The organism is Corynebacterium simulans (assembly GCF_001586215.1).
GTDB lineage: Bacteria > Actinomycetota > Actinomycetes > Mycobacteriales > Mycobacteriaceae > Corynebacterium > Corynebacterium simulans.
In genome coordinates, this window is sequence record NZ_CP014634.1 from 357,728 (window position 1) to 374,155 (window position 16,428).

Sequence of the window (16,428 nt, forward strand, 5' to 3'; positions counted from 1 at the left end):
TCCTTTAAAAGGGATCAACAATTTCAATGTGTCGCGCGACAGCCTAACGCGATGAATGTATGCTACCTCACTTTTTATGATTGCGGTACATTTTAGCCGCCATCTTGTCCGATACCTCCAGCAAAGCTCGAATAGCGGCGTCTACCTTCGTATCCGGCGTCCCTACCGGATACGTCACCGCCACCGCCGCCGCTGGGCGGTCCAAATGATCCAGGATGGGTACCGCCACAGAGGCCTGACCGCGAGTAATTTCTTCAATCTCTTGGTCCCACCCGCGTGCAGCTACCAAACCCAAGCGTTCTTTCAACGCGGCAAAGCCGCTACCTCCCGCAGTATCAAAGGCGGCGCGCACCTCCGCATCAGGCAGATGCGCCAGCATCACACGCCCGGATGCCGTCTTATGTGCTTGCAGGCGCACGCCCACCTCGGTCACCAAGGAAGTAGCCCCGGCCGCACGCACCTCCTGCAGATACAAAATTTCCGATCCAGCCATACGTGACAGATGCCCCGATCCACCCACCAGCGCCGCACACTGTTCCAAGTCCCGAGTAGCCATGCGCACCAAGGGCTGCTGCGTTACATAGGCCGAGGCCATGGAATACGCCGCCAACCCCAGGCCATAGGTCTTATGCTCCGGCAAATGGGCTACAAAACCAGCATCAACCATCTCCGCCAGCAGGTGGTACGTAGATGAGCGCGGCAGGTTGAGCTCACCTTGGATGCGGGCGGCAGAAATAGGGACGTCGATCGTGGATAAAAGCTTGAGGATCTCCATCGCGTGACGCGCCGCGGGGACTCTGTTGGTACTCACGCTTAGTGATTGTAGGCAGAGTTTCCTGCCACATGCCGCGGTTTTACCTAACATCGAAGACCATGAACACTGAAACAGCTGAACTTTTCACCCCCGCCCCCGAATGGTCCGGCCGCTCCGATGGCCCGGGACCAGAGCATGCTCGCTGGCATAGCGTTATCAATCAGTCCGCCACTTCCCCAGCCCCAGTGACTCTCTTGGGTTTTGCTTCCGACGAGGGCGTGCTGCGTAATGGTGGGCGCCAGGGTGCAGCCGCAGGCCCAGCCGCGCTGCGTTCCGCGCTTGGCTCCTTGGCGGTGCACCATGAGCATGCGCTTGCCGACGCCGGCACGATCACCACACAGGCCGATGACCTCGAGGGTGCCCACGACGCCCTTTCCGATAAGGTGCAAGAACTCGTCGCGGCCGGCACCCTCCCCATCATCCTGGGCGGCGGGCACGAAACCGCCTTCGGCTCCCACCGCGGCCTGTATCGCGCGGTAGGCGCCACCAAGATCATCAATCTCGACGCCCACTTCGATCTCCGCCGCGCGGACCAGGCGACCTCCGGCACCCCGTTCAAGCAGATTTCGGAGCTTAGCGATGACTTTGATTACACCGTGCTGGGCATCTCCCGCCCCAATAACACCAAGGTGCTTTTTGATGAAGCCGAATCTCTCGGCGTGGCCATCACTTTGGATGAAGAGCTAACCAACCTCACCCCGGCCGAGTGCGGCGAACTTGCAGCCCGCGCCACCGAGGGCAAGGACAAGGTTCACTTGTCCATCGACCTCGATGTCCTGCCGGCTTCTACCGCGCCGGGCGTATCCGCCCCGGCATCTCTGGGCGTGAGCTATGAGCGTATCCGCGCCATGGCCGTAGCAATTGCGCGGACGGGCAAGCTGGCTCTGGTGGACGTCGTCGAGCTCAATCCCACCTTTGACATAGATAACCGCACCGCCAAAGCAGCCGCGCGGCTTATCGATGACATCGTGACGGCCCACCTCACTAGCTAAACGCCAACGGCGTTGGGGTTTACCCGGGCCGTGCAGTTTATCAGGTAGCTTTCTTACTCATCCAACGTTGGACTCCCCACCACATAGCAGGAGTAAAGGCAACAGCGATGAGCCAGTAGACAAGCCAGAAGCTACCCGCTAAGCCAGTCACCACAATGCCTATGAGCAGCAAAAGCGCTGCGCCAGCACTCGCAACCACACACTTTGTGAAACTGCGCCTGTCCGCATGAGCACTTTCTCGGGGTGCAACTCCAGAAACCTTCCGGTCTACGAATCCAATAATGTCTTTGCCGAAGACAACAGAGAAAGAAATATAAAAGGCCGCGAATCCGTGCATGAACTCGGCCCTACCGCCTTGGCTCAGGCTCACGTAGAAAAATACTAAGAGCAGCAGGTCGATGATTGGGGTCGCGGCCATAAGTATCAAACCGAGTTTGCGCAGATTAAACACGTAGCGCAAGAGGCAGCCAGCCACTAAGCAAAGCCAAAAGGCTACCTCAGCTGCGATAGTGGCTATAAGCATCATTGCCCTCCAGCGATATAGATCCTCTAACCCGTCTTGGGTTTAACCTATCAAAACAGCAGGTGGGCAATCGGGGTGGCGATAAGAATGGTCAGCGCGACACGCTCAAACCAAATGATGACCAAGTGAGTCAGCTTCACCGGAATCTTGGTTGCCAGGATGCACGGCACCAATGCGGAGAAGAAAATAATGGCAGAGACTGCCACCACGCCGATGACGAACTTGAGCACCATGCTGTCGCTGCCTGCCACTGCGGTGGCGGGCAGGAACATCTCCGCAATTCCCATGGCCGCGCCCTTGCCCGCTAGTACCGGCTCCGGAAGCCGCGCTACCCACGCAAATGGGTAGAACAGGTAGCCAATCCACTCGAAGATGGGCGTAAAGCGCGCAAGCAGCAGTCCGATGAGACCCACCGACATAATGGACGGCACGATTGCTGCCGCCATGCGCACACCATCGCGCAGGTTCTCCCAGATGGACTCCCACAACGACGGTGCGCGTTGTAGCGCCAACATCGCCTCGCGCCACGCGTTTTTGATGCGCGAGCCTTCCACCGGCTTTTCCGGATCTGGGTGCGCGTCCGCAAAACACTCGTCTGGAATGGTGCGCAGCGGCGGAATCCGCACGGTAATGGCGGTAACCACAAAAGTCACGATGAGCGTGACGATGAAGTATGTGCCCCATACCTTCATCAAGTCGAGCTGCTTGGCCACGATGACCATGAAGGCCGCAGAGACCGTCGAAAAGCCGGTGGCAATAATCGCTGCCTCACGCCCGGTGTATCCGCCCTTTTGGTAGACGCGGTCCGTGACCAAAATTCCCAGTGAATATGAGCCCACGAACGAGGCCACTGCATCAATAGCAGAGCGTCCCGGCGTCTTCCACAACGGTCGCATGATGGGCTGCATGAGCACGCCGACGAACTCCAGCAGGCCAAAGCCAATGAGAAACGCTAGGAACGCACCACCAATAGGCACGATGAGGCCTACCGGAATGGCAATCGAGTTCCACAGGAACGGCACCAAGTCCTCGTCACCGAGCACCCACGGCAGCGCGTCGATGACCATAAGAAACGAGATCACCGCACCGACAACATTGAGCACCGCAAAGACTGCCTGAAGCGCGCTTTCTTTAAATGCGCCGGTAATAAAACTCCGCACCGTTCCGTACACGGCCAAGGCAAAAATAATCCACGGCACCGCCGCCGGAATCCCCTCACGCACCATGGTGACCATGTGGTCCAAAGGAATAGAGCGCTTATCCTGATACGTCACCGGCAGGAAGAATACGAATGCGCCAATCGCGCTATATAAAAAGAGTTTCCACCGTCCCCCAGGCTGCGGAATTTCCCCGTCATGACTCTGGTGGGAGGAGTAAACCGATTCGGTAGAAGTCACAGTAAAACCGTCCCCTCAAGCTTGCATACAAAATTCAAGCCCGCGCGACAGCCTTTACGCGAACATTGGGAATATGTTAGCTAAGTTACAGACTGCTGTCTACACGTTTTCGAGATCCAAGGCACAATAGAGTCATGTCTAAACCCATTCGCGTTGTGGGCGCCGTCTTCGTCGATGAAGAACGCACACAGCTTTTAGCCTTCCGCAAGAAGCCCGGCACTTCCCTTGCTGGCATGTGGGAATTTCCCGGCGGCAAGATCGAACCCGGCGAAACACCAGAGCAAGCACTCGCGCGCGAACTTAAGGAAGAACTCGGCATTTCAGCCACCGTCGGTGAAAAGGTAACGACAACCGTTCACCATTACGATTTCGCCACCATCGAGCTCACCACCTTTTACTGCACCACCACCGCCTCCCTGCTAGCCGACGACCTCAGCCTCACCGACCACGACGATACGAAATGGGTTACCTCCACAGAGGCCGCGCATCTTACTTGGGCTCCCGCAGATATCCCTGCGGTAGAAGCTATTGCTTCTAGTCACAGCTAAGAAAGGAATCCACCCGCGGACTTGACCAACTAGATAGGCCCCCGAGCAAGCCCTCGCCCGTGAGCTTCACGAAGAGCTCGGTATCGAAGCCACCATCGGCGAGAAGGTCACCACCACCGTGCACGAGTACAAGTTCGCCACCATCGAGCTGACTACTTTTCGCTGCACCACCGAGGCCAACCTGACAACCGAAGGCCTCGCCCTCACCGACCACGACGCTACCCACTGGGTCACCCCAGACAAAGCCCAAGAACTAGAGTGGGCGCCGACCGACATTCCGAGCCTTAAACTCTTAGGCCTGGGATAACGAAACTCCGGTATGTGTCAGACTCCAGCATTTGCTGTATCTTAATTCCAGCTTCAAAGACTTCCATCTGGTGCTCAATCATGTATTCAACAATCGAATAAGTAGTTTTTCCACCATTGGTCGCGTTTCCTGGATATCCTGGGCGTGCAGTTAATAAGTCGTAGTATTTTCGCTCGACTCCATTAACATTACGGAATTTCGTGTCCTCTTCACCTGGCTCAATTTCAGGGTGGACGGCGCATCTACGCAGTAGACTCGAGAGCTTTTCCATTTCCGAACGCGGCGACGTGTTCGGCCACCCATACTTGATCCCGATCGCAGCCACTACCAAGATCTCATCTCGATGCCAGGGCACTCGCGTCGTTTTCATGCAATTACACCTCTTAAGGGAACAAGCGTTCGTAAAATTATATGGAATGTCCGCCAACTCGCTATGCTCTCAACAGAGAATCAACACAGACACTTTATTAATCAAACCATTATCACACGATGATTGTTTACGTTTTCACGCTCAGAAAGGAACCGGCTCGATGGCTACCTCACGCCTCCACTCATTCGAGATTTGCGCTGGCGCTGGCGGCCAGGCTTTGGGCTTAGAACAGGCAGGTTTCCATCACGCAGCGGTCGTCGAAATCGATAATTGGGCCGCTGAAACTCTCCGCCAGAACCGCGGAACTGAAGGACCTCTTGGAAAATGGAATGTCCATGAAATGGACGTCCATAACCTGGATGGTAGGCCATGGAGAGGGAAAATCGACCTATTTGCTGGCGGAGTTCCATGCCCTCCTTTTTCAATAGCAGGTAAGCAACTTGGCGCCGACGATGAACGCGACCTCTTTCCACAGGCGCTACGTCTGATCAACGAAATTGATCCACGTGCTGTGCTTCTAGAAAACGTTAAAGGGCTCGGTCAAAAACGGTTTGACTCCTACCGAGATCAAATAATCGATCAGCTTGAAGAAATGGGGTACACCGCCTTTTGGAAACTTCTCCAAGCAGCTGATTATGGAGTGCCGCAGCTTCGACCAAGGTTCATCCTTGTCGCTTTAAAGGACGAATTTGCCAACTATTTTGCCTGGCCGAAAGTAGTTAAATCACACATGCCGGTGGGAACAGCACTTCTCCCGCTAATGGCAGAAAATGGTTGGCCTGGAGCTGAAGCTTGGGCTCGAAACGCAAACACAGTGGGCCCGACTCTTGTGGGCGGAAGCAAAAAACATGGTGGCCCAGATGTAGGGCCAACGCGTGCTCGAGAAGCCTGGAAGAAACTCGGAATTAAGGGCTCCTCTATCGCCGAATCACCGCCAGCTGCTGATTTCACAACAGACCCCGAACAAGAAATGCCGCGTTTGACGGTACGAATGGGTGGTGTCATCCAAGGTTTCCCCGAAGACTGGAAGTGGGCCGGTGGGAAAACCGCACAATGGCGGCAGGTTGGCAATGCCTTTCCTCCGCCGGTGGCCAAGGCACTCGGCGAACGCATAAAGTTCGCGCTGCGAAAGAAACCAATTCCGAAGTCTCTAGAACCTGCAACACCAACCCGTGTCAACCAGCTGAGTCTGATTTAAAATTGGCAAGGTGATTGCCAAGATTCAACCTGACACGATTTCTATACAGCTAGCGGCTGCATTCAAAGAGCAAGACCCCACGGGAGAACGCCTCGGACGTGTCTTCCGCGAGTCTTTCGACCAGATTTATGATGGTCAACATACTGGACGTTTCGCCATTAGCCAGCTCAGTAAGACCGAATCTGCTCACCTCGGCTCAATAGTCGAAATCAACATTCGCCGAGAATTCGACGGCTTTATCGGCGACGGTGAGGTGATGGATTTCGACATCGAGGGCTTCGAAGTTGACTGCAAGTACTCGAAACAGAAGTTTGGCTGGATGATCCCTATCGAGGCTCTCGGGCATCATGGAATGCTTTGCCATGCCGACGATGAGCAGGGAACTTTTCGAGTGGGATTCGCTTTTCTCGATTACTCAATTCTGACTAGAGGCAGCAATCGCGACGGCAAGCGCTCGATTTCCGCCGCTGGTCGCAGCGCAATTCAATGGCTTTTCCTAGACGAAGCTTTTCCGCCGAACACCCTCCTACAACTCAGCGAGGACGACCGAGCAAAGATTTTCTCTTCAAGTTCCGGAGCTCAGCGCCTCAATGAATTGTTCAGAATTGCTCAAGGCATCATAGTCCCACGTGGCATCATCGCCACTGTCGCGCAGCAAAAGGACTATATGAAGCGTATTCGATACAACGGAGGCTCTCGTTCTGCTCTACAGCCTGAGGGGATCGTGATCCTTGGAGATTACCTCAAGCACCAGAAAATTGCCGCCGAATTAGGCCTGCCAATCCCCAAAGACGGTGATTCACTATCAACGCGATTAGTTAAGTGTGAGAAAAGCTTCGAGGGCTCTAAAACCTATATCGATGATTCTTACTGGCGAATTGCAACACCAACCGATGCAGTCGAACCAGCCCCGACACTCCCATTCAAGTAGACGTCTAAACTCCGGTCCTGATGTAGTGACGCCCATTGAATCGATTTACGATCCGCGACTCAACATTAACCAGCCCCAACAGCGCAGCAGTCAGAGCTTCTGTCCCTAGCCAAGCATTCACTACGGTTTGAGAAATACTCAAATCTACGGGGGACTCAGCTTCTTCTAGCGCCTCTGGACTAATTGTTCGAGCACCATTCAGCTTTTTCCCATGCATCACCTTGGACACTGCTTCACTTTCGTATGCAGATTTCACGATTTCCATGACTTCTTCATACGGAGCGTGACCATACTGCTCCTGCCAATACTTAAACTCATTTTGGAAAAGCGGAAAATACAAATTCAGATGTAAAACGCCTTTACCCGTTCCACCATTATTAGTTCTGAACCTTTCGTTTGGTTCGAACCTCGCTGCGAGGAACCGAACCTCGAATGGAAAATCGTCATCCCATGAAACCTTTGAGATGCCATCGGATTTCGCTCGACGCACACCGGTTTTGTCCCCATCAATAGATTCTGACAGAACGGCCGTGTCGCCTTGTCCTCCAGTTGCTTCGTTTGAGCCACTATGAGTCTCGGAATCTTCACCACGCGGCCTGCTACCGCCTAATGACTCGGGAGACCCTGTTGAAGAAATTAATGCACTTTTCGTCCATGCGCTCTTACACGCCATTCCGCGAAAGCACGTTTAAGTCTTCCCAGGTGGCACAGCACCATCCATGGATGCGTTGCGACGGCCAGGATCGCCGCGGCCCGCACAAGCCATACGGCTACCCTGCGCCGCGGTACTAACCGCGAACTTGTACAAGAACTAGTGGACAACAACCAGCGCTAGTACAAAACAGCCAGCGGCCAGTCTTCCCTACTTTGTGGCGGAAGCCCCGGCCGATGTTGTGGTTTTTATCGGGCGCCTGCTTAGTTGTAGTAACTGGCCTTGCCGATGATGCCGTGGACGATTTCAGCGATGTGTTGGGCGTTTGTGCCGGTGCCCTGTTCGATCTGAGTGCGGCAAGAAAAGCCATCAGCGATGACAACCTTGCCTTCCGTGGCTGCCTTCTTCACCTTCGGGAATAGTTCGCGCTCCCCCAGCGCCATGGACACTTCAGCGTGGCCTTTCTCAAAGCCCCAGTTGCCGGCCAGGCCGCAGCAGCCGGTAGCGATCTGTTCCTCGTTGATGCCCAATGCCCGCAGCACGGCAGCGGAATGTTGCGGATCGCCTAATGACTTTTCGTGGCAGTGCACCTGTGTCAACGCGGAGACATCGCCCGGCGCGATGACGCCGGCGGCGACGAATTGCTCAAGGCGCTTGGCAATAAACTCGCTAAACGAGTGGGTGTTGCGCGCCAGGTTTTTAATCACTGCGCCGTATGTCGGGTCGTCGCAAAGCTCAGCGGCTTCATGTTGCAGCATCACGGTGCACGAGGGCTCCACGCCAATCACAGGCAGCCCGCGGTCCAGGTAGGGCTTCATCACCTTGACCGTCTGCCGCAGCACGCGCTTTACCATGTCGAGCTGCCCAGTCGAGTGCCAGGTCAAACCACAGCACACAAACTCCTGCGGTATGACCACCGTGTACCCGAGCGCTTCGAGCACCTCCACCGTGGCCGTCGCGGGTGAAGTACCCAGAGAGGAATTGAAAGAATCCGGCCACAACACCACGGTGCGTTCCCCCGGTGGCAATGGTGGAACTGGAGCGGCCGAAGAAACTGCCTCATCGCTACTTTCCGTGCTTCGGTTTACCGCGGCGTCGCCAAGCACGGGCACCGGCTCATGCTCTTTGTGCCACTTGCGCAGCGAGGTATGCGCGAAGTGGATGAGCGGACGGCCAGCATCCAACCCGGAGACTTTCGCTATAAGCGGCGCCAGTCGCGGCGCAGACATCACCTTATCCAACAGCGTGGGCACCACCGGAATCTTGTGCGCCACGTAGCCCAAAAGCGGCAGCCAGCCCATCACATAATGCGCACCCGGACGCAACTTGCCCTTGTAGTGGTTGTGCAGGAACTCCGCCTTGTACGTCGCCATGTCCACGTTCACCGGGCATTCGGAAACGCACGCCTTGCAGGACAAGCACAGGTCGAGAGCTTCCTCAACCTCTTTGGAACCGAAGCCGTCCTTGATGGACTCGCCACGGAACATCTCACTGAACATGCGGGCACGGCCGCGGGTCGAGTGCATCTCGTCGCCGGTAATCTGGGAGGACGGGCACATCGAGCCTGTCTCACTGCGGCACGCGGATACACCCACGCACCTATTGATGGCGTTGACCAGCGAGCCCTTGTCCTTGCCCAACTTGTGCACCGGCGTGAGCTCAAAGCGTCGCTGCCCCGGCGCCATGCGCAGCCCCTCAGTCACTGCCTCCGGCTTTACTAGAACGCCCGGGTTAAAGAAATTCTCCGGATCGAAAATCTCCTTGAACTGTTCGAATCGCTCGCGCATCTCCTGCGAGTACATGCGGTCCAGCAACGCCGAGCGTGCGCGGCCATCGCCGTGCTCGCCCGAGAGCGAACCACCGTGGGCCGAGACCAACTCCGCTGCCTCATTCATGAAGGATTCGAACTGCGCGATGCCCTCATCCGTGCCGAAGTCGAAGGAGATACGCACGTGCACGCAGCCCTTACCGAAGTGACCAAATGGAATACCGCGCAGCTCATGCTTTGCCATCAAAGCGTACAAATCCCGCAAATAGGCCGCCCGCTTGCTCCTGGCCCACCTTGGAGCGCAGCGCCTCCAACAGGCCGCCGCCCATGCCCTCGATTGTTACCACGTCCGGCATGCGAAGCTTCGCCGCTGCCGCCGCCCTTCTCGACGCACGAGTCGAGGAAATCTGGGACGCTCACACTGGCGAGTTTTAAAGGCGCTTCTTCTTGCGCAGCGGGATTCGGCGGACGATAGCGCGGCGTTCTTGGAGAGTCTCACGGCCGCACAGCCAAGCCACGAGCCCCATGGCGGCCACGCCCGCGCATACCGCGAAGGCTTTGGCGAAGCCGAAGTAGTCCGCCAGGCCGCCAACCACGATGGGACCAAGAATCTGGCCAAAGTCACCGGCCATCTGGAAGGTGGAAAGCACCTGACCGCCGGAGCGCTTGTTGCCCACGACGTCGCCAATAGCGGCAGTCTGCGCCGGATTGATAAGCCCGGAGGCGACGCCGGCAAAAGCCGAGACAATGAGCAGCGTCGGGATGGTATCGGCCAAGCCCATAAGCCCCACGAACACGCCCGTGCCCACCAATCCGATGAGGATCATAGGACGACGGCCGTAGATATCGGCCCACCTGCCAGAAAATTGCAGCACCACAGCGTTTCCCGCAGCGAATACAGCTAGAGCAAAGCCGGAGGCAGCGGCGCCGTTATGAAAGACCGAGGCGGCAAACAACGGCAGCACGGAAACTCGCACGCCCATGTTGATCCAGCCCTGCGCAAAGTTTGAGGTCAACACCGCCCGATACGCGGTATCGTGCCATGCCTCGCTGAGCTTCATCGGCGGCAGCGCCGCGCCCGCAGAACCATCGCGCGAAAGCGAAGGCATGAGAACCCAGACCACAACCGCCGCAAGCGCGACGCCCGCGCCATAAAGCACGAAAGGCCACCTAAAGCCCATAAACGCGAGGCTGGCGCCAAGCAGCGGGCCGATGATATTGCCAAGCAGGAAGGCCGTGGCATAGGTTGCAGAACACTTGCCGCGGATAGTCGGCGGCGAAAGCTTCACGATAAGCCCCATGGCAGAGACCGTGAACATCGTGGAACCGATACCCGCCAGGGCGCGAAAGAGCACGATGTGCCAATACTCCTGGGCCACCGCTACGAGCGCCGTGGTAATCGCCACCGTAAATAGGCCCGTCAGATAGACCCAGCGCGAGCCAAACTTGTCCACGAGCTTGCCCGCACCGGGCGCAAAGATGAGACGGCTGGCGGAGAAAATCGAGACCACCATGCCCGCGGCGGCCATGGATACATCGAAGCTCACCACGAACTGTGGAAGCAGCGGCGCGATGATGCCGTAGCCCAAGGCGATAATGAAGGCCGCCGAGACCATAATCCAAATTTCACGGGGGATCTTTGGCACTGCTTGCGGTTTGGGCTCACCGGCACTTAATTCATCTGCTGCAATAGCTGCTTTTTCATTGTGGGGCATAGCAACATTTACCTTAACCCGCTTGGCAAACCGGCAGCTAAGGATGGAAATGACACTAGAAATAGTTTAGAAAAATCCCAATTCGAACAAATTTTCGAACAGTTTTCTTTTCATGTCAGCTACACCAATTAGGTTGTGCGCCATGAAGAACTTCAAGAACTCCCCTGCTTCCACAAACACCTGTTTCGGCATCCGCCACGCCGCAAGCCGGCGTGCACGCACTACCCATAGCCATTCGCATGTGTCCGAGCGCCTCCGCGCCGGCGAGATAGCCGCTGACATCCTCTTCCATGAAACAGAAACGCTCAACGCTCTAAACGGGATAGTGCGCCATCCACGCTCGCTGGCGCGGCCCACGCCAACATGGCGGCCACCATTAAAGGAGCTTCCGGCAGTAGCAGGCTTTCCGGCACTAACCATGGCAATAACGCGCCATCGTGTGGGCGAGCGCGCCCGCGCACGAGTCTTGGGCTATGGCGAAGACCGAGTGCCCGCGTATCTCGTCTCAGTACGAATTACTGATTCGACAGGAGCCTCTGTTACCCCGGAGCTTGCCGAAGCATGGGTGCGTGCAATGGTGCCGCCGGAGCTAGCAGACGCTGTCCACGAGCTAACCAATGCCGAAGCGCAGCGGTTCGTGTGGCTGGTTGACAGTGCCTACCTTCCGGTTCACTCTCCAGTCTCACTCTTCGCAGGCTTTAGCCAGGCAGCATAGCGGCTGATACCACGGTCCATATAGCGCAAACCGCGGCGAATGCCATCGCCGTGCCCAAGGTTTTCGCTATTTTCACGGAAGACGCTATCCGCAATTGCTGCGTTTCCGGGATAGACGGCATAGGACCGCAAGCCGGCAGGGGCAAAACGGATGAGGAGACACGCCGCAACGACCGTGAAGGCCTTGTCAATGGAATCAGAGGTAAGCGCCTGGCAGATAATGGCCAAGCGGTCATTTCCAGTTACCATCTGGTAGAAGTTCAACAGGCCTTCACGCCCGATATCGCCTTCCCCACCGAGCGAATAGATCGTGGGATAGACGACAAGCATGCCGGACAAGCATCCGGCCAGCAGGCCAATCACGATGGTGGTTGCCACGTAACGGAACATGCGCCGTTGCGCCAGCGCACCGAAGATATACCCTACGAACATGGACACAGGGATAAAGGCTAAAGGATGCGCAGCATAACTAGCGCTCAGCACAGAAGCGCCGAGGCCTGTAGCCATACCCAAGGTAGGCCCATACAAAATGGCAACCACGATAGTGCCCAAAGTATCGAAATAAAAGGGGATGTTCGTTCCTACCACCAAAGAGCCAATAAGCATATTCAGCGCCATCCCCATCACGGGGTTGAACATCATATAGCGCGGAAATAGCCCGTACCTAGAAAGTAATAGGCCCGCAGTTGCAACCAAGCCCAACGCCCAAATGGTGATGGTCAAAGGGCTCGAGAAGGTATAGGTTATCTCCCGGAACTGCGGGGATGTCGACATAGACCACGCGCCTGCGGCAACCAGCACCGAGAAGAGGACGCTTAGTTGACGCCAGCGATTGCGGAAGAGGCCCGATACGGCGCCCAGTTTAGAGCTCATCCTCGTCATCGTAGTCATCGATGACATCATCATCTTCATCATCTAGCGCTTCATCCTCATCGTCGTCAGCGCCGAAGATGTCGTAGACGTCGGGCTCCTCAAACTGTGCATCGTCGAAGGAAACCAACTGACACTCCCAGTCCAGAGCTTGATCGGAGACCAAGCTCAGCACATCAAAGAGGCGATCGAAGTCAGTGTAGGTACCAAGCTCCAAGGCCTCGGCCGGGACTTCAATGATTGGGGCGGAATCGTGAGCCTCGCCGACCTCAAACAATGCAAGACGCTGCTCCTCGCTCAAGTCATCGTCCTCGTCCTGCTCCCACAGCTCGTTGATGGCTTCATCCTCGAGCTCGTCATACTCTTCCTCGTCAAAGTCGAATGCCAAGAAACGCACGATGGCAGAGGGCACGCCATCGACAGTCTCTACGAGCACGCGCAGCTCAGAGTCGTTAGCCACCTCAGCCACGACGAGGTTCGGGTTGAACTCATCCTGCATAAACTCAAGGTCCGCAATGCGTTCATCGGTGCCTTCCAGCAGGTCCCGCAAAACCGTCACTACCTGATCGGTAGCGATGTGCTTTGCCACAGCCTCAACTGCATCATCCACGGAGAAGGCCACCGAGACCAGCACGGCCTCAAAGTCTTCATCGTCTTCATCCACATCCGCTGCCGCAATGTAGACATTCGCGGCAGGCAGGATTGGGTCAATTTCCACTAGTTGAATCTCAAGATCCGAAGTAATGGGCACAAACATCACGTCATCATTGACGCGGGACTCAATTCCCTCAGCGTCCAACGCAGAAGCGATATCTTCAAAAAAGCTCATCAGTGCAATCCATCCATGTGGCAGTTGGTCACCATGGCTATCACCAAGGCTCCTCAAAGCCTACCCGTTATCCTGCTGCCGTGTTTTTAAACCGAGCGCAGCCAAAAGCTCTGGTCGACCGCTTCCCCACTCGAGCATGTGATAGTTCTGCCATGCTTGGCGACGCCGCTCGAAGGGGGCATCCACGACCTGCGGCTCCGAGTCAAAAATCATGGTCTTGCGCTGGCTTGGCTCATAGCGCGGCCAGTCCTCGTTTGGCCGACCAGTACGGATAAAAGAGGACCACTGCGACTGCATGAGTTGGGTCATGTCATCCATCAGTGCACTATCACCCATACGGGTCAGTGCGGAGACCCGGGAAGCGCCAGGATCGCCAAAGATATTGGAAAGCTCCATCGAGTGCATCGCACCTAGCCCAAGCCACTTCAACGCCGCTGGCGCGAAGTCAAAGCGGTACATCCACGTCTCATGTTCTCTCGAGTGCGCATCGGCAACTCGTACGGTGGGCGCCCAGAACAGGGCGTCGGTAAGCAGGTGCGCAAAATCCTGCCGAGCAACTGCCCCGCCATAGGCCTCCACCACAGCTGGGGCGTTGACCTCGTCGAAGGAAGCAAGCAGGCGCAACGCGGCGCGCCGGCGCGCACTCTGACGCTGGTAGAGAAACTTGCCAAAGCTCGCCTCGTCCGAGTTCGTCCCCACCAACAGCGGTACATCGACTTGTTTGCCTTGGGCGAAAGCCTCCAACGGATGCAAAGGAATCAGATCGTCATCCACCGTGGGCGCGTAGCAGGAATTCAAGTGGAAAAGCTCGCCCGCACGCCACATCATCGATTGGCCCGCGCGCACTATGTCGCCGAACTCAGCCTCGCGCAAATCATCCACGCTGGCTGCGCGCGGCAAGGCCATACGGTTGACCAACTCGCGCGCCCAGAACGTTGACTGCGCCCGCGAATGCAGCATGCCAATCGGCGGCGACTGCGCAATCGCACGGTGAAACAGCCCGTGCGCACGCGGCACCGTCATCAGTGTCAACACCGCTGCGCCACCGGCAGATTCACCCATCAAGGTGATGTTGCCATCATCCCCGCCAAAAGCGGCGATGCTTTCCTTAACCCACTGCAAGGCCAGGAGCTGATCCGATACCGCTGGATTGGCCGAGCACTCGCCGCCCAGGCTGCGCAGATCCAAATAGCCCAGCGCACCCAAACGGAAGTTGATGGAAACGTAGACCACATTCATCTGCGCAGCCAGTTCGAATCCGCGCAGCATAAGCATGTGCGAGGAGCCAACGATGAAACTGCCGCCATGGATGTAGACCACCACCGGCAGCTTTTCGTCGTTGTCTGGGCGAACGACGTCGAGATGCAAGCAATCCTCTCCGCCCGCGACGCGATCCTGCCAAGAATAGATAGGCTGCGGGGCTACTGGGCCAAAGTCATAGCACTCGCGCACGCCTTCCCAACTGGGAGCTTTCTCGGCAGCACGAAAACGCTGGGCGCCGCTGGTATCGGCGCCGAATGGAATGCCCCTCCAAGAGCGCACGGGCGCGGAAATTGGGCGATCTGTACGGAGATCTTCTTCCCTCGTGCCACGTACCCAGCCAGATGAAGTCCGTACCGTCAGCTCGTCTTCCCACACGTTGGCTGCGGCCTCCGCCGCAGCACGCGCACGACGATGCGCATCCGCTGCATGCATGCGGGCAGCGGCGGAACTAGTTTCACGGGGTACATCCCCGAAGCTCCCCTCAGCTTTCATACTTCTAAGACTAGAAAAGTTTCTCTCATTTAGACGAGTTTGGATACTTAAAAAAAGTCCTCGACCAACGCTATCGCTAAATCCACAGCAAGCGCTCAGGAAGAAGCAGAGACACTTCGCTACGGTGGTTTTACAACAGGCAACCAAATACCGGTTGTCATAAACAGTTTTTAGAGGTGATTTAGAAGATGAGCATTTTAGATAAGGCAAAAGGCGCAATTGAAAAGAGGGTTTCTAACAACGCGACGGGCCCGGCAAATCCCACCAACTCCGACGATGTTTATGAGATCAACCCGGAGGAAGCCAACCGCGTCACCAACGCGCTTTTAGATGGCCTAGACAAAGCAGTCGCAGCGCAGTCTGGTGTTATCAAGAAATACGTTGATGGCCTTCGCAAGCGCAATCCGGAGTCAAGCCCAGCACAAATCCAAGCAATCCTCGATAAGCACTTGCTCAACCTAGTCTCTGGCACTGGTGCTGCTGCTGGTGCTTCCGCCGCAGTTCCTGGTGTGGGCACCATCGCCGGCATCGCTGCTATCGCGGCAGAATCCGTGGTTTTCCTGGAAGCCGCCTCCTGGTACGTCTTGTCTTCTGCTTACCTGCGCGGTGACAACATCGGAGACGAAGAACGGCGCCGTGCCCTGGTTCTGCTGGTGCTGACCGGTTCTAAGGGCAGCGCCTTGGTTGACACCTTGGTCGGCGACATGGGCACCGTCAAGGGCGTTACTTCCGCCGCCACCCTGTCGCGTTTTACCGGCCCAACCCTAAGCGGCCTCAATGGCCGTCTCACCAAGCTTTTTGCCAAGCAGGTAACCAAGCGCCTGAAGTGGGCATGGGTCTCCAAGCTGATGCCAATGGGCATCGGTGCAGTGCTCGGCACTTCTGCCAACCGGAAACTTGCCAAGAAGGTAATTGAGCATGCTGGCGAGCAACTTTCGCCTTTGCCCACCTCATAAGGGGCGCTTTCACCCCTGACCTAGTGAGCAAAACAACTCGGAACGTATCATGGTTGAAGACACTTTTCGGGGTGCTGTGTGCACCCGCG

15 protein-coding genes and 1 pseudogene are annotated in these 16,428 nt (G+C 56.6%); 7 read left to right on the forward strand and 9 right to left on the reverse strand.

The genetic code is table 11. From position 1 onward, the window contains the following. Positions 1–67 precede the first annotated feature (67 nt). Entirely contained in the window at positions 68–775 is a 708-nt protein-coding gene (locus WM42_RS01645; RefSeq protein WP_062039021.1) for an IclR family transcriptional regulator, read from the reverse strand. A gap of 98 nt (positions 776–873) precedes the next feature. Between WM42_RS01645 and hutG the strand changes: the two genes are divergently transcribed. Beyond that, positions 874–1,806, forward strand: coding sequence for a formimidoylglutamase (hutG, locus tag WM42_RS01650; RefSeq protein ID WP_062039024.1), 933 nt, complete (start codon positions 874–876; stop codon positions 1,804–1,806). Between the two features lie 40 nt (positions 1,807–1,846). On the opposite strand, the gene WM42_RS01655 is transcribed toward hutG, so the two are convergent. Together WM42_RS01655 and WM42_RS01660 are read right to left on the reverse strand one after the other, a co-directional pair. Continuing rightward, on the reverse strand, positions 1,847–2,281 hold the full coding sequence (locus WM42_RS01655; RefSeq protein WP_235591287.1) for a hypothetical protein: 435 nt from the start codon (positions 2,279–2,281) through the stop codon (positions 1,847–1,849). A 98-nt stretch (positions 2,282–2,379) separates the two neighbouring features. Beyond that, positions 2,380–3,726: a YjiH family protein gene (locus tag WM42_RS01660; RefSeq protein WP_062035411.1), complete on the reverse strand. Its 1,347-nt coding sequence runs from the start codon at positions 3,724–3,726 to the stop codon at positions 2,380–2,382. A 134-nt stretch (positions 3,727–3,860) separates the two neighbouring features. On the opposite strand from WM42_RS01660, the gene WM42_RS01665 reads away from it, so the two are divergent. The 4 genes from WM42_RS01665 (at position 3,861) to WM42_RS01680 (ending at position 7,080) form a co-directional block, all read left to right on the forward strand. Further along, complete coding sequence (locus WM42_RS01665; protein WP_061921839.1) at positions 3,861–4,274, forward strand: (deoxy)nucleoside triphosphate pyrophosphohydrolase; 414 nt, start codon at positions 3,861–3,863, stop codon at positions 4,272–4,274. 94 nt (positions 4,275–4,368) lie between these two features. Further along, positions 4,369–4,581, forward strand: a complete 213-nt coding sequence (locus WM42_RS01670; RefSeq protein WP_338079382.1) for an NUDIX hydrolase — start codon at positions 4,369–4,371, stop codon at positions 4,579–4,581. Positions 4,582–5,111: 530 nt separating this feature from the next. Beyond that, positions 5,112–6,149, forward strand: a complete 1,038-nt coding sequence (locus WM42_RS01675; protein ID WP_061921833.1) for a DNA cytosine methyltransferase — start codon at positions 5,112–5,114, stop codon at positions 6,147–6,149. 10 nt (positions 6,150–6,159) lie between these two features. Continuing rightward, positions 6,160–7,080 (forward strand): NaeI family type II restriction endonuclease, encoded by a 921-nt coding sequence (locus WM42_RS01680; RefSeq protein WP_062035412.1) that lies wholly within the window; start codon positions 6,160–6,162, stop codon positions 7,078–7,080. A 4-nt stretch (positions 7,081–7,084) separates the two neighbouring features. Here WM42_RS01680 and WM42_RS13130 read toward each other — a convergent pair whose 3' ends face one another. From WM42_RS13130 to WM42_RS01700, 3 genes and pseudogenes are all read right to left on the reverse strand, one after another. Continuing rightward, positions 7,085–7,753, reverse strand: coding sequence for a hypothetical protein (locus tag WM42_RS13130; protein ID WP_141744854.1), 669 nt, complete (start codon positions 7,751–7,753; stop codon positions 7,085–7,087). A gap of 242 nt (positions 7,754–7,995) precedes the next feature. Then, positions 7,996–9,798: pseudogene (locus WM42_RS01695) on the reverse strand (FAD-binding and (Fe-S)-binding domain-containing protein); the annotation flags it as partial. A 133-nt stretch (positions 9,799–9,931) separates the two neighbouring features. Beyond that, positions 9,932–11,215 (reverse strand): MFS transporter, encoded by a 1,284-nt coding sequence (locus WM42_RS01700; protein WP_082778585.1) that lies wholly within the window; start codon positions 11,213–11,215, stop codon positions 9,932–9,934. Positions 11,216–11,357: 142 nt separating this feature from the next. Between WM42_RS01700 and WM42_RS12830 the strand changes: the two genes are divergently transcribed. After that, positions 11,358–11,930, forward strand: coding sequence for a hypothetical protein (locus WM42_RS12830; RefSeq protein ID WP_235591288.1), 573 nt, complete (start codon positions 11,358–11,360; stop codon positions 11,928–11,930). On the opposite strand, the gene WM42_RS01710 is transcribed toward WM42_RS12830, so the two are convergent. From WM42_RS01710 to WM42_RS01720, 3 genes are read right to left on the reverse strand one after another with little or no spacing between them, the layout of a single operon-like run. Continuing rightward, the gene (locus tag WM42_RS01710; RefSeq protein WP_141744855.1) at positions 11,885–12,802 is read right to left on the reverse strand and encodes an ECF transporter S component; all 918 of its coding nucleotides are present in this window, start codon (positions 12,800–12,802) and stop codon (positions 11,885–11,887) included. The genes WM42_RS12830 and WM42_RS01710 overlap by 46 nt on opposite strands. Beyond that, the gene (locus WM42_RS01715; RefSeq protein WP_062035418.1) at positions 12,792–13,628 is read right to left on the reverse strand and encodes a hypothetical protein; all 837 of its coding nucleotides are present in this window, start codon (positions 13,626–13,628) and stop codon (positions 12,792–12,794) included. The genes WM42_RS01710 and WM42_RS01715 overlap by 11 nt, the downstream gene beginning before the upstream one ends. A gap of 60 nt (positions 13,629–13,688) precedes the next feature. Next, positions 13,689–15,383, reverse strand: a complete 1,695-nt coding sequence (locus tag WM42_RS01720; protein WP_062035420.1) for a carboxylesterase/lipase family protein — start codon at positions 15,381–15,383, stop codon at positions 13,689–13,691. A 188-nt stretch (positions 15,384–15,571) separates the two neighbouring features. Here WM42_RS01720 and WM42_RS01725 point away from each other — a divergent pair, with 188 nt between their 5' ends. Next, positions 15,572–16,339 (forward strand): hypothetical protein, encoded by a 768-nt coding sequence (locus tag WM42_RS01725; protein ID WP_235591289.1) that lies wholly within the window; start codon positions 15,572–15,574, stop codon positions 16,337–16,339. Positions 16,340–16,428: the final 89 nt, after the last annotated feature.

Bases quoted from the DNA above. Each gene is read 5' to 3' on its own strand.
- WM42_RS01710 (WP_141744855.1), bottom strand. From the start codon at position 12,802: ATGAGCTCTAAACTGGGCGCCGTATCGGGCCTCTTCCGCAATCGCTGG.
- WM42_RS01715 (WP_062035418.1), bottom strand. From the start codon at position 13,628: ATGAGCTTTTTTGAAGATATCGCTTCTGCGTTGGACGCTGAGGGAATT.
- WM42_RS13130 (WP_141744854.1), bottom strand. From the start codon at position 7,753: ATGGCGTGTAAGAGCGCATGGACGAAAAGTGCATTAATTTCTTCAACA.
- WM42_RS01675 (WP_061921833.1), top strand. From the start codon at position 5,112: ATGGCTACCTCACGCCTCCACTCATTCGAGATTTGCGCTGGCGCTGGC.
- WM42_RS01700 (WP_082778585.1), bottom strand. From the start codon at position 11,215: ATGCCCCACAATGAAAAAGCAGCTATTGCAGCAGATGAATTAAGTGCC.
- WM42_RS01645 (WP_062039021.1), bottom strand. From the start codon at position 775: ATGGAGATCCTCAAGCTTTTATCCACGATCGACGTCCCTATTTCTGCC.
- WM42_RS01665 (WP_061921839.1), top strand. From the start codon at position 3,861: ATGTCTAAACCCATTCGCGTTGTGGGCGCCGTCTTCGTCGATGAAGAA.
- WM42_RS12830 (WP_235591288.1), top strand. From the start codon at position 11,358: ATGAAGAACTTCAAGAACTCCCCTGCTTCCACAAACACCTGTTTCGGC.
- WM42_RS01720 (WP_062035420.1), bottom strand. From the start codon at position 15,383: ATGAAAGCTGAGGGGAGCTTCGGGGATGTACCCCGTGAAACTAGTTCC.
- hutG (WP_062039024.1), top strand. From the start codon at position 874: ATGAACACTGAAACAGCTGAACTTTTCACCCCCGCCCCCGAATGGTCC.
- WM42_RS01725 (WP_235591289.1), top strand. From the start codon at position 15,572: ATGAGCATTTTAGATAAGGCAAAAGGCGCAATTGAAAAGAGGGTTTCT.